The sequence below is a fragment of the uncultured Legionella sp. genome (genome assembly GCF_937871865.1).
GTDB lineage: Bacteria > Pseudomonadota > Gammaproteobacteria > Legionellales > Legionellaceae > Legionella.
Genome location: NZ_CALMPD010000072.1, coordinates 1 through 12,805 on the forward strand (window position 1 = coordinate 1; position 12,805 = coordinate 12,805).

Below are 12,805 nucleotides of genomic sequence, written 5' to 3' on the forward strand. Positions count from 1 at the left end.
GTGTTGCACTAATCGAATCATTGATGCTGCATTGGGGTACACATTCAATCTGGCGCTTACTTGCGATTTTATTTGTTCAGGAAAATCATCCCAATACAAATCAATACCTGCACCTGCTAAAACGACAGGATGCTTCATTGGAATCTGGATATTCTGTACTGCACTGACTTGTTCCTCAGCCTGAAATTGCCCCGCTTGGTAATATGCCCAATACATCTCATGCATGCGTGCATCAAGCACTGCCAACACAGCTGTCGGTTCATTATATTGCTGTTCATGAGCAGACCAGGCAATTGTAGCCAGGCTACTTACCGGAATTAACTCCAAGTCATGGGCAAAAGCTAATCCCTTCGCAATACTGCATGCTATCCGCAAACCAGTAAAACTACCCGGACCACAACCAAAAATGATTCCATTCAACTCACTCATTTGCAAACCAGACTGTATCATTTGGCGGTCTATCATAGGCAATAACAATTGCGCATGTGTTCTTTGACTACCCAGTTCTTCGCTGGTTATTTTCTCGCCTGATAATACAGCCACACTGGCCATTTCAGTTGAGGTATCAATCGCTAACAGTTTCATAATCCAGCGCCAACTCTTCAATAAAATTCAAAACTTTTTGTTCATCACGGGTTCGCGGCAATTGCGGCAAACTGGCCAGTATATTCCGACCATACTCTCTGGAAGTAAGACGAGGATCAGCTATCATCAATACCCCTTTGTCAGTGATGTCTCTTATTAAACGCCCTACGCCCTGTTTTAAAGCAATAACGGCATTAGGTAGTGACAGCTCATCGAAACCAGACAAGCCTCTATCCTTTAAATAAGCCATTCGGCCACGGGTCACAGGGTCTACGGGACTGGCAAAAGGTAATTTATCAATGATGACACAAGAGAGCGCCTCGCCTTTAACATCCACCCCTTCCCAAAAGGTTGCCGTTCCTAATAATACCGCATTACCTAATTGCCTGAATCGCTCCAATAAAATAGGCTTCGCTTCAGCTCCCTGTATCAATAATGGATAGTCTAAAGTATTGCTCAGCATTTGTGCAACTAATTTTAATGCTTTATGGCTTGTGAACAAAAAAAAGCACCGCCCCCCACATGCCTTAATAACCGGTAATGCACGTGCCAGTAAAGCGTGATAATACCCAGAATCTTTAGGATCCGGAAGTCCTCGGGGCAAATAAAGAAGTGCCTGTTTCTGAAAATCAAAAGGGCTTGGTAGTAATAAAGTCTGAGCATTGTTCAGCCCCAAGGGCTTACTGAAACAATCAAAGGAAGAGGCCATGGTTAATGTGGCGGAAGTAAATACATAGGCACTCTCTTGCGGCTTGAGCAACTCGCTAAATGTTTCAGCTATATCATAAGGTGTTGCATGAAAAACCAAAGTATGTTTAAAGCGCTCCAGCCATCGAATTTTGTCATTTTGAGTTTGTGTGAAAGAAAGTAACAGCTGTTCAAGCTCTTCAAGACGCTCTTTACAACGAACCAAACCAGGAACTTCTGCAACATTTTCATCATTTAAACAAACAACTAATTCATCCTTTAAGGCCAACCAACTATCCCAACTCCGCACAAACTCTTTGTTACGTTTAATATCATCCCAACTTACCCTGTCTTCTCGGAAGGGAATAGAGCCCAAGAGCTCATCCATGATCTTATCCGCTTTATTACTTAAAGCTTTCAGGGGTTGATTAGCCAAGTCTAAAACAGGCCACTCGCCAATAATATCAGCTACCAAATCAGTAAATTGGCGCGTTCCAATACGTTCCCCATTAAAATTAGTCGCAATTTCTGCAAGCTGGTGTGCTTCATCAAAAATGACAATGTCTACACCTGGTAATAACTCCCCAAAACCATCCTGCTTCAAACGCGAATCGGCAAAAAAAAGATGATGATTAATAACTACTATGTCAGCTTCCAGTGCACGTTTACGCGCCTTGACCAAAAAGCAGGTCTCATGATTAGGGCATTCAGCACCGAGACAATTTTCCGTAGTAGAAGTCACGTAATGCCAAACGGGTGAATCCTCACTAAGTTCGGGCAATTCCGAGCGCTCACCATGAACCATTTGGGATAACTTATCTCTTACATGGAGTACTTCATGGGCACATTGTGGACTTTGAAACTGACCTTCCTCAGCATGCAATGCAACACGATGCTGGCAAATGTAATTAGCTCTGCCTTTTAGATTCTGAATCCGTGCGGATAAGCCCAAGGCCCGAACCAAAGTAGGCAAGTCTTTTTGAAATAATTGATCTTGTAATGTTTTGGTAGCTGTGGAAATAAGTGCTTTTTTACCGCTTAATAAGCAAGGTAATAGGTAAGCGAATGTTTTACCGGTTCCGGTGCCAGCCTCAGCAATCAAAGTAGATTTCTCGGCTATTGCTGTAGCAATAGCAACAGCCAAATCTGATTGGGGCGTTCTTGCAACAAATCCGGGAATTGCTGTAGAAAGCCGTCCTTTCTCACTAAGATATCGCCGACAGGATTCAGCGAGTGATGCTATTTCGTCCACTCTTTCTGCAAATATTGAAGTTTATCCTTAACGCCTTCCCAATCCTTAGCATCATCAGGAGCGTCTTTTTTAGCCGTAATATTAGGCCATGTTTGTGAGAGTTCTGCATTCAATTCTTTAAACTGCTGTTGTTCTGCGGTTAAATCATCCTCAGAGACAATAGCATTCACAGGACATTCGGGTTCACAAAGCGCACAGTCGATGCACTCATCAGGATGAATCACCAAAAAATTAGGCCCTTCATAAAAGCAATCCACCGGGCAGACTTCCACACAATCAGTGAATTTACACTTAATGCAACTTTCTGTAACTACAAAAGTCATAGCAAACCCTTTAATTAGCGATGATAAATGGGGGATATTAAAGCATAAAATACCCCTTTGAAGATAGTATTAAGGCAGATAACTAGCAATTTAATCCTTTTGGTTTTTAAGGGTGCATTCATATATTGAATTTCTCCAGTGTAATTTAAAATACTTATAGCGATAATTTATTTCTTGTTGTGTATAAAATAAACTTGCAACAAAAATCAATCCGTGCTAGTTTTGCTCAAATTTTGCCCAGAACATTTTTACAAAAAATTATTATTAAAATATTTTTATCTCGGAGTCAGTTATGTCCATGAAGTTACCGCCCAAGAGTCATATAGCATTATCTAATTTAGTTATTGAATTAAATAAAGCTCCTAAAAATGACCATGTACAAAGACTCTTTTATTTACAAAAAATTAACTATGAATTAAACAGTATAAGACCTGACGAGAATTTATATAAGTGGATAAACAGTGATGATAAAAAAGGCTTCCACGCTCAATTGGCCACGTATTCTATCAACTCTAATGCTTCATTTTTCCTGAAAGGAATACAATTTGCACAAGCTGTTGCTTTGAAATTGGGACAAGAAAAACCAGAAGAAACCGACAAACAGGATATCAGAGACAGAGAATACGCATTAATGCAGCAACGAGACAATATGCTACAACACAACGTTTTTGCTGATGTTCATGAAGAATATAAGGCATTGTCTCTTGAATTGTATCATTTAGCTTATACCAATGCACGAATGAAAGAGCTCGTTGAAAAGCAAACCCAAATATTAAGGGATGTTCAGCCCAAGATAGAAGCAATTAAAGGAAGCAAAAAACCTGAAGAGATTGAAAAATTAGGGATCTCTTATAAAACAAGTCCTTTGGGTGCTCAAGGAAATAATCAAAACTACACATTCAAAATGGGTGGTTGGAACGAACTGATGATATGGAGAGTAGAAGACCGCTCGGAGCTCAAATTAGAGCAAAGACTGCATTCACATCCTGTCTCTAAATATTTTATAAACGATTTTGCGTTATTCACCAAAAAATTACAAAATAAATTTGAGCCAGTTGAATACAGACCCGTAGTATTAAGTCAATTTGCCAACCAAGGAAATTTGGCCGAAGTTGCAAGACGATTACAAAAAGAATCAATCAGCAATATCGCCCCACAAATTGGTTTTTATTTTGATCAACTGACTCATTTTGTCGTCTTGTTAATGGATGCAAAGGCGTATCATCCAGATATTAAATTAACTAATTTTCTTGCCGACAGAAACCGAATATTAATCAGCGACAGAAAAACCCTGATTGACACAGAAAACCCAATGGCTGATACCGTGCGAAGTAGCCCAATGTATGCCCCAGATGAATATCTTGAATGTCTGGATTTTGATAATGAACCTCTGGATTACAATGCAAAAGCAAACACAACGACGCTAAATATGCCGCAATTCATGTCTTATCAATTAGGAATGATTTTAAAAGAGTTTCTAATTTTAACTCAAATGGATGAATTACCTCCTGCAGAAGAATTCAGAAATTCTGATAAAAGTGCTGCATCTTATTTTATTACTCCTCCCAGACAAATAATTAATTTATCTTTTCTGGTCCAAGAACTAACAAGAACTGAAGCCAGTAAACGAATGACAATTAAACAATTTCAATCATTGCTTGCATTCAAAAATCAAGATCCAGATAACTTTTATAAGCAAGTTGAAAGAGTATTCCCATCGTCACAATTAGGCATTGAAGACGAACTCAATGAAATAAAGGCACTTTTAGATGAGCGCAACAATGAAAATGTATTCCAAAGTATTGCCAGATCGTTTATGGATTCGGTAATGCCTAGCTATTATGGTAACGATCTGTTACACAGAGCAAACAAGATTTTTGATAAAATTTCATCGAGCGCCCCCAAAGAAACACGTTTAACAAGAATGGCAGAAAAACTTGCTGTAAAATGCTATAAAGAATACGCCCATATTTATTTCACTCAATGTTCGCAATCGGTTGAGAACGCGTTGTTTAACAAAGACTGGGAGCAAGCGCCATGGTATAGAAAAGCCATGCACTGGTTAACTTTTGGTTTGTACTCAATAGAGAGAAATCCCTCTCCTGATATTTCAGAAATCAAGATTGAACAAAAATTAAATGGAGAAGAGTTTCAAACTTACTTCCCTCTTCTGGAATTCTTACCATCTAAAGCTCTGGATAACCTTGGCACTTTAAAAGCAGCTCATTTTAAAGAGTTTTTATTCAGCCACCTTAATGAAATAGTGCCTCAAGACTCTGACGAATCGGAAGAGTCCGAAGAATTATCGCTCAGTGATAATGAGCTTCATGGCACCAAAAATGATGAGAGTACTTTGTTAATAAAGGGCGGATTAAAAAGTTCTGATAAATCAACAAAAAATACTGATGAATTATCATCGGGGAGTATAGTAATTAAAGATGATAAATCTGAAGATCCTCTTCCTTCTGCTACTGTAATAATTAAGAAAAAGGAAGACAAGGCAGCTTCAGCAAAAAGCTCATTGCCTGATGGAACTGTGATTATAAAAAAGAAAGTAGAAGATAAAACAGGCTCCTCAAAAGACTCTTTACCTGAAACGACAATGTTTGTGAAGAAAAAAGAAACAAAGGCAGATATGTCTAAAGACTCTTTACCTGCAAATACAACCGTAATTAAAAAAGACGATAAAAGTAAAATGTCTTTTTCATTTCTTAAACTCAGCTTCTTCAAGAAAAGCAAGGACGATGAGCTTGCTTCTCCAGCTACAAGACATCGGCTTGCGCGATATCAGCGAGTAGATAGTGTAAGAACAGCTCTTCTCAGAGGAGATAGCAGTAATCGAACTGTAGAAGCAGAAGCTCGAGTAAGAGTAGAAGATATTAATTGGGAGCCAGTTTCCTCCAAGAAGCGATAATCCTGGTTATTCTCTATTCCGAATTACCGCGGTACTTGACCGCGGTATCCAGAGCCAGATCTGCTCCCTAAATGCCTGGTAACAGAGGCACATTAATTTTACCGGATTTATTGAGATGCCCCCTACTTCCCTAAAGATGCTCCCGAGGATTCAGCAAGTTCTCCCAATATTTTTGCATGCTGATACATCAGTGATGCCGCCTGTTCTGCGCCAAGAGTATCCTGGATGGATAAAAACGTGTCAGCAGCTTTGAAGCAATAAGTTTTCATTTCTCGAACAGAAGAGAGATTAAACGGCGTACTTAGAACCAGCCCCTTACCAAAATAAGCATTATTAATGGATTCTTTAGAGGACGGCTCAGACAGTTCAGCAAGATGCAAAAACTTCCAGCACAGTTTAAATGCAGCATTACACTGATCTTCTAAAGTCAGCTGCTGATATCGTAATGCTAATTGCATGTATCCATTGGCCATTAATAAAAAACCAGGGCATTGGTGCAATTTGGCAAAAGCCTCCAGGTTATATAGAAATTCAGCAACACGAGTTAAATCGTCCTCGGATGCCTTAGCCAGAGCAAGATAAATGTGATGAAGGTGGCGCCGGATAGAATGAATTGATAAATAATCAGTGGATTTCACGCCCTGAGCACCCTCTGCTTGAGCCACTTTTGTATGTTGAGTCTGTAATTGTAATAAAAACAATAAATAACCTATAACCTGATCTGCATCCTTAATACCAGGCTGAGCCATAAAACGAAAATCGACTCTACCTGGCAAGCGTAATGCATTTCGTCGACCATCCCAAAAATCATTCAATTCAACAACTCTTAGTTGTTCGTAGCATTGTGGGTACTTAACCAGAAATTCAGCCAATTGCTCATCATTCAACTGTTCCATGTCTTTTTTAACATCAACAAAAGATTCATTTTTTAAAAGTGAAACGATTCGTTCCTGAATCATTAATTTGTCTTTCATTTGTCCTCCAAGACAAAATTTTGTCCTAAATCATTCCCAATAGCTCAAAACAATGACTATATTATAGGTAAGTCTAGTTGATACTATAAGGATATAGCCAGTGGACGCTGAACAAAAAAAACGCATTATCAAACGCTATATTAAGGAAAAAAGCGTAAAACCCGCAGATGTTAATCTAGGCGATGATGCGCTTGCTCCTTATGCAGCACTGGATAGATTGCTTGATTACATTGATATCCATAATCACGGACTATTTGATTTTGCCACATTAGAAGCAGATAACGAGCAATGGAAAAAATATGTGAACATAATAGATTACGCTACGAAATTTACCCCAGGATCCCCTCCTGTTCTCACTCAAATCAGAGAAAGAAGTGCTGATTTTGGTTTGCAGTACTGGCGAAATGCACGAGATATTCTGGCATTGCCTAAAGATAATTATTATGCTCGCCCTACCAGTAAACCCGTGGATGTGGATGCGGACTTAACAGCCAGAATACAGGGAAGCAGAATAAAATTATACGCATTGTGCCAGGCCTTTCCTGGAGCAACTGCTTTTAATGCATCAGATATTACACAGGTCAATGCTCGTATCAGCGCCCTTAAAGAGCAAATAAAACCTCTTACAGATAATGATCCTCAAAAAGCAATGTTACAAAAAAGACTGAACATACTCGCTGATTTGAATAAAATAAATCAACTGGAACGAATCAACATTCCACAAAACAATGGTCCTGCTTTAACTTATTGTACGCTCACAGAATCAGCAGGAGGAGTAACAGAAAAAGTATCCTTGATTTCGCTTGCCCGAGTTAGAACTCAGTTAGGGAATATAAACGCCAAAAATGATTTAACCGTCGATAACTACGATACAGACAGAGCTCAATTCAAGCTGAGCACCGAAGCCATTATCAAGCTACCCAAGCACGGGAATATAAAAGAAGTTCAACGAGAAGCAATGGCTCTGAATATATCCAGGCTTATGGGGCTGGATACCTCATCCTCAACAACAATTACTCACAATGGTCATCCAGCCATGTTTGTACCTTTTGATGACATACGTTTATTAAGTGATTTTTCCTCTGGAAAAACGTTTACTGCTGGACTAGGTTTTGGTGGGCAAACATATACTCATTACTCGACTATAAAACCTGTCGGTGATGGAGTACAAGGAGATCGTTTTGTCACTGATTTTGGAAATTCATTAGCGCTCTTTTATCTATGCAGCGACACGGATGCGGTAGGTGGTTATTGTCAGAATAAAGCTTTAAGAGACAGCAGAAACCTGTTTATCTTTGACCAGGTCATTATGGATAGCGATAAGTTTATTCTTGACTCACGCTTAAGTCTTCAACCCGATCAATTTATCATGAAACATACGCGTCATGGTCAAGGTCGCAATAGAACTCTGATTGAAGACTCATCAATGATCACCAAATACGCCAGTCTCATGCAACTCAAAGACATAAGCAACAAAATCATCCAATACACCAATCATGTTGCCTGGACACATCACAATAAGGCAGCAGAAATCAAAGACCAGTTACGAGGTAATCTCACTGCAGAGACCCGAGGACGTTTAAATGACGAATTGATAGATATAGAAATTCTTGAAAGAGATGCCTCCACCATTAAAACTAAAATAGAGGCACGAATTAATAAAATAAATGAAGTATTACCCCAAACAACAGGAATAGTCAGTTCTGATGAAGTAAGACAAACCCTTATTCTTGAGAAACTGCTTCATAACCCCGTTTTATTCAGTGATGATGGCAGGCCTTATAAAAATCCATGGACGACACGGCAAGCAAATCCTGCGTTAACCATAAATGATTTAGCCAATGGCAGCGTACAAATTACTTTTGACTCAAAAGTTCCTCCTGAGATGGTTCATTTTATTAAGCGTCAAGGCGGAGGAGATTCACTAACAATTACATCTCCCAAAGTGATTACCATAAGTAAGGTTCATCTCAATGCGCTCAGTGAAGGGATGCTGCATCCTGAAAACAACCTCAATCTTGCACCTAACACAAATTATCTTGCAGCAAATGATTTATCAATGATTAAAGAGGCTTATAGTAAAGGGAATAGAACAGAAATTATAGCTGCAATTACTGTTTATAAAGCAGAAATGATTAATGGGGAGAATACCCCAGATGACAAAATAGCCCAGATGACCCAAACAGAAAATGATTTAAAAGAATTCATCAGAACCGCAAAAGACAAAGGTTTCGGCATGCATGTTTTAAAGAAATTTTATTTTGATGCACAACAAGAACTGCAAAAATTAATGAATCCGGCACAAATTCCTGCCAATTTAAATCAAGCGTTTTCAGCCGCATTGAAACTGGATAGAGTAGCTGAGTTTAATGCCGTTGTTCGAGAGGCTATTGCCCATAATAAACTGAATAATGCTCAATTTACTGGATTTTTAACCGCTAGCATTCAAAAAGAAGCCCTGGCAACAAACCATACCGAAGCAGTAAGACAAAGTCAGGCACTGCTCATAGATGCCCAAAGAGTAGTACAGCATTTAGAGTTACCACCAGTGCCCATTATTGTTCAATTACAAGCTCAAGCACCGGTAGTAAATGCATTAGCTCAGATAGATCCTTTAGCGGCACTTGAGGCCGATTTAATGGCAGAGCACGATATTTTGCTTGCTCAACCCATTGTCCAAGCATCAGGGTCACAACCGGTTACAGAACTTGACCATAGAGAGGAAATTACTGTTCGCATGACATGATAAGGTATATAACGTCGGTCACTAGTTTTGACGAGGAGTGAGTGAATCGAAGGAGCGTATATGAAATGAAAGAGCCGACAACGAAGTATAATGCTAAGTGAGCAGGTGCTATAACATAAAATGGACTTGATGGAGCGATTATGCCAGTACATGAAAGACGCCAACATTTTCGGATCGATGATCATATCTACTTTGATTATCGAGTAATCGCACCCGGTGAATTTTGTTCTGATTTGTCAGTTTCAAATGAATTACTGGGTGAAAACAGTCAAAAATATATGGAGGCATCCCAATATTTTCAAAATATTGATTACGAGCTTGCTGAGTTAACACAAGTATTGGCAGTAAAAGAGCCAGCAATGACCCATTATCTTAACCTCCTGAATGCAAAAATAGATTATTTATCCCGCCATATTTTAATGTCAGGAAAACTCCAGTTGCGTAAAGTAAATATTAGTTTGGGAGGAATGGCTTTTAAAACAGGGGAATTACTTAAAGAAAAAACGCACTTAAAAATTGTTATCTATACCAAGCCTCAGATGATTCCCATAATTATTGATGCAGTGGTGGTGTATAGCCAATATCAAAATGAAGCCAGCTACCGTACGGCAGTGTCATTTACTCAGCTGACCTCAGAGCAGGAGCAATTATTATCGCAGCACATTCTTCAAGCTCAAGTGCACGATCAGTCTGATTAAACTCATCGTTCAGTTTGACTGGATAGTACTTGGAGTAACAAAAAGATTCGCGCATAATGTGCTTCCTTGCAAAATTTATGAGGCACACAATGAGTAGATTAGTTTTTTGCTGCAAACTAAAACAGGAAGCGGAAGGGATGCCAAAACCACCCTTCCCTGGAGTTTTAGGTGAAAAAATATTCAATGAAGTATCGAAACAAGCCTGGTCGATGTGGTTATCGCATCAAACCATGCTAATCAATGAGTATCGCCTTAATCTGATGGAGGCAAAATCTCGCGAGTTTTTAAAAGAGGAAATGGAAAAGTACTTTTTTGGAGAAGGGTCAGAAAAACCTTCAGGCTATGTAGCTAAAGAATAAAGGACGAATATATGTTTCATGATTTATTAGAAATTAGTGAAGAAGTTTTAGAGGCAATAACCAGCCATAAACCTATAGTGGCTCTTGAATCAACGATTATTTCTCATGGCATGCCCCATCCGGAAAATTTAAACACCGCCTATGAGGTTGAGAATATTATTCGTAATCACGGGGCAATTCCTGCCACTATAGCGATGTATCAGGGAAAAATTCATATCGGTCTTACTAAAAAAATCATGGAACATCTGGCCGAATCCAAAGAAGTAATAAAAGCGTCTCGTAGAGATATTGCTTACGTTTTAAGTAAAAAAATGACAGCCAGTACTACAGTCGCTGCAACTATGTTTTGCGCTCATCTGGCAAGACTGCCTCTATTTGTTACGGGCGGAATCGGCGGCGTTCATCAGGAAGCAGGAATTAGTTTTGATATATCAGCCGATCTCATCGAGTTATCAAACACTCCTGTTACTGTAGTGTGCTCCGGAGCAAAATCCATTCTTGACTTACCTAAAACCCTTGAAGTGCTGGAAACACACGGAGTGGCCGTTATTGGCTATGGAACCAATGAGTTCCCGGCTTTTTACAGTCGTTCCAGCGGTATACCCGTTCTTCATCGCCTGGATAACGCTCAAGAGGTAGCAAAACTCATGACGTATCAACATCATCTCAATATGAGCAACGGGATAATTGTAGCCAATCCAATCCCTTTGGAAGCAGAAATATCCGATGATGAAATAGCCCCCTTCATTCAGCAAGCTCATGAAGAAGCGAAAAGCATCAATGGGCAGGCGCTCACTCCATTTCTCTTAAAACGCATAGCAGAACTCACTGCTGGCAAAAGTTTACAGGCCAATATTGAGCTAATAAAAAGCAATGCATTACTAGGAGCACAGATAGCTGTAGCCTATCAAGAAAGAATATTTTCAAAAAAAATGTAAACAATGCTTGACTTAAAACCCGTATCGGAGTTTAATAGCAACCCTTGGGGCCAGATAGCTCAGTCGGTAGAGCAGAGGATTGAAAATCCTCGTGTCGGCGGTTCGATTCCGTCTCTGGCCACCATGATTACTTCAGTAAAATCATAGTGTTAGCTCCAAATCAACCACCTCCTCATACTAACCCTTAAAATCCATTGTGGGGATTTTGTGGGGGACAAATCAAACTCATAAACAAAACACCCTACTATTTTTTGTTGTTTCTTTTTCTTTTCGATTATTAGGATTACGCAGTAAAGTAAGTACCACCCCGCTCTTCTGCTTCTCACACACCTTATTCGCAGCCTCATAAAGATTCTGCAACTCAGCTGATGAGTAATGTGTTGTAATACGACCTGAACGATGACCAAGAAGATCTTGTCGATCTTCAAAGCTAACTCCGACAGACCTCAATCTTCTGCCGAATGTATGCTTCAGATCATGAACACGTACATATTCCAAACCAGCTCTTTTCCGCGCACTCTGCCAAGCGGTATTATGCATTCGAGTAACAGGCTCATTTTTAAAGGTAAATACATATTGATCATGCTTTCCCCTTTGACTATCAACAGCCTCTTTCGCCGAATGATTACATACAACTAAGCGTTCTTCCCCATTTTTTACAAGTTCTGGAGGAATGATAAACACCATTAGGTGTGGCATTTCAGGAATTCTAATTTCCCAATTCCATTGAAGATTACACACCTCTTGTTCCCTGCATCCAGTATTGACAGCAAAAAGTGCCATTCGTTCAAGATGCTCAGGCAACTGCGCAAAAAGTAAATGTTGTTCATCCCAACTAAGCGGATATGGTTTACGTAAATCAGTTTCAGGTAATAACTTGATTTTAGGGGCACTGACTAACCATGTCATGCCAAACTCATCTATCCATTCTGTGGCAGCAAGATTCAGAATACGTCGAACAACTTGTAACCCATGATTTATTGTTCTGGTCTTAATCTTCTCTTTTCGCCGCGCTTCGATGAAAGGCTGCAAAATACCCATATGGAGAGAATCAATTGTTAGTTTACCAATATACTCCACCAATACCCTTAAACGCCCTGCATCTGAACGAATACTTCGTTTATGCTGATTCTCATCCAGAAACTTAATAGCTGCTTCCATGAATGTACGTTTAGGTCTTACTCCAAAAACACTTGCTTGCCTTACTTCTTCAATTCGTTTTGCAAAGTATTTTTCTGCTTCTTCGAGGTTGCCCGTACCAGTGCTTTCTCGAATTCTGCATCCAAAGACCGCTTTATCGATGTGCCAATAGTCACCTCTTTTGAAGAG

At 39.5% G+C, this 12,805-nt stretch carries 10 protein-coding genes and 1 tRNA gene; 6 read left to right on the plus strand and 5 right to left on the minus strand.

All coding sequences use genetic code 11. The features are described 5' to 3' along the window. From tsaB to fdxA, 3 genes are all read right to left on the minus strand, one after another. A partial coding sequence (gene tsaB, locus Q0495_RS04075; RefSeq protein ID WP_298623389.1) for a tRNA (adenosine(37)-N6)-threonylcarbamoyltransferase complex dimerization subunit type 1 TsaB occupies positions 1–585 on the minus strand: 585 nt, incomplete at its 3' end. Next, positions 566–2,524 (minus strand): ATP-dependent DNA helicase, encoded by a 1,959-nt coding sequence (locus Q0495_RS04080; protein ID WP_298623391.1) that lies wholly within the window; start codon positions 2,522–2,524, stop codon positions 566–568. The genes tsaB and Q0495_RS04080, both read right to left, overlap by 20 nt. Continuing rightward, positions 2,512–2,847, minus strand: coding sequence for a ferredoxin FdxA (gene fdxA / locus Q0495_RS04085; protein ID WP_298623393.1), 336 nt, complete (start codon positions 2,845–2,847; stop codon positions 2,512–2,514). The genes Q0495_RS04080 and fdxA overlap by 13 nt, the downstream gene beginning before the upstream one ends. 292 nt (positions 2,848–3,139) lie before the next feature. Between fdxA and Q0495_RS04090 the strand changes: the two genes are divergently transcribed. Beyond that, complete coding sequence (locus Q0495_RS04090) at positions 3,140–5,761, plus strand: hypothetical protein (protein ID WP_298623395.1); 2,622 nt, start codon at positions 3,140–3,142, stop codon at positions 5,759–5,761. A 122-nt stretch (positions 5,762–5,883) separates the two neighbouring features. Here the strand turns inward: Q0495_RS04090 and Q0495_RS04095 are convergent, their stop codons facing one another. Then, a complete protein-coding gene (locus Q0495_RS04095) occupies positions 5,884–6,735 on the minus strand; it encodes a DUF5630 domain-containing protein (RefSeq protein ID WP_298623397.1) in 852 nt (283 codons plus the stop codon). 100 nt (positions 6,736–6,835) lie between these two features. On the opposite strand from Q0495_RS04095, the gene Q0495_RS04100 reads away from it, so the two are divergent. The 5 genes from Q0495_RS04100 to Q0495_RS04120 all read left to right on the plus strand — a co-directional run bounded on the left by Q0495_RS04100 (position 6,836) and on the right by Q0495_RS04120 (position 11,600). Beyond that, entirely contained in the window at positions 6,836–9,481 is a 2,646-nt protein-coding gene (locus Q0495_RS04100; protein ID WP_298623400.1) for a hypothetical protein, read from the plus strand. A 140-nt stretch (positions 9,482–9,621) separates the two neighbouring features. Further along, positions 9,622–10,179 carry a PilZ domain-containing protein gene (locus tag Q0495_RS04105; protein WP_298623405.1) on the plus strand — a complete coding sequence of 186 codons (558 nt, stop codon included), beginning with the start codon at positions 9,622–9,624 and terminating at the stop codon, positions 10,177–10,179. Positions 10,180–10,268: 89 nt separating this feature from the next. Continuing rightward, a complete protein-coding gene (locus Q0495_RS04110) occupies positions 10,269–10,538 on the plus strand; it encodes an oxidative damage protection protein (protein WP_298623408.1) in 270 nt (89 codons plus the stop codon). An 11-nt stretch (positions 10,539–10,549) separates the two neighbouring features. Next, positions 10,550–11,476, plus strand: a complete 927-nt coding sequence (locus tag Q0495_RS04115; protein WP_298623410.1) for a pseudouridine-5'-phosphate glycosidase — start codon at positions 10,550–10,552, stop codon at positions 11,474–11,476. A 48-nt stretch (positions 11,477–11,524) separates the two neighbouring features. Next, positions 11,525–11,600, plus strand: a tRNA-Phe gene (locus tag Q0495_RS04120). A 101-nt stretch (positions 11,601–11,701) separates the two neighbouring features. Here Q0495_RS04120 and Q0495_RS04125 read toward each other — a convergent pair. Beyond that, a partial coding sequence (locus Q0495_RS04125) for a tyrosine-type recombinase/integrase (protein ID WP_298623412.1) occupies positions 11,702–12,805 on the minus strand: 1,104 nt, incomplete at its 5' end.

Coding starts and splice junctions, on each gene's coding strand:
- fdxA (WP_298623393.1), bottom strand. CDS start 2,847: ATGACTTTTGTAGTTACAGAAAGTTGCATTAAGTGTAAATTCACTGAT.
- Q0495_RS04115 (WP_298623410.1), top strand. CDS start 10,550: ATGTTTCATGATTTATTAGAAATTAGTGAAGAAGTTTTAGAGGCAATA.
- Q0495_RS04110 (WP_298623408.1), top strand. CDS start 10,269: ATGAGTAGATTAGTTTTTTGCTGCAAACTAAAACAGGAAGCGGAAGGG.
- Q0495_RS04095 (WP_298623397.1), bottom strand. CDS start 6,735: ATGAAAGACAAATTAATGATTCAGGAACGAATCGTTTCACTTTTAAAA.
- Q0495_RS04090 (WP_298623395.1), top strand. CDS start 3,140: ATGTCCATGAAGTTACCGCCCAAGAGTCATATAGCATTATCTAATTTA.
- Q0495_RS04105 (WP_298623405.1), top strand. CDS start 9,622: ATGCCAGTACATGAAAGACGCCAACATTTTCGGATCGATGATCATATC.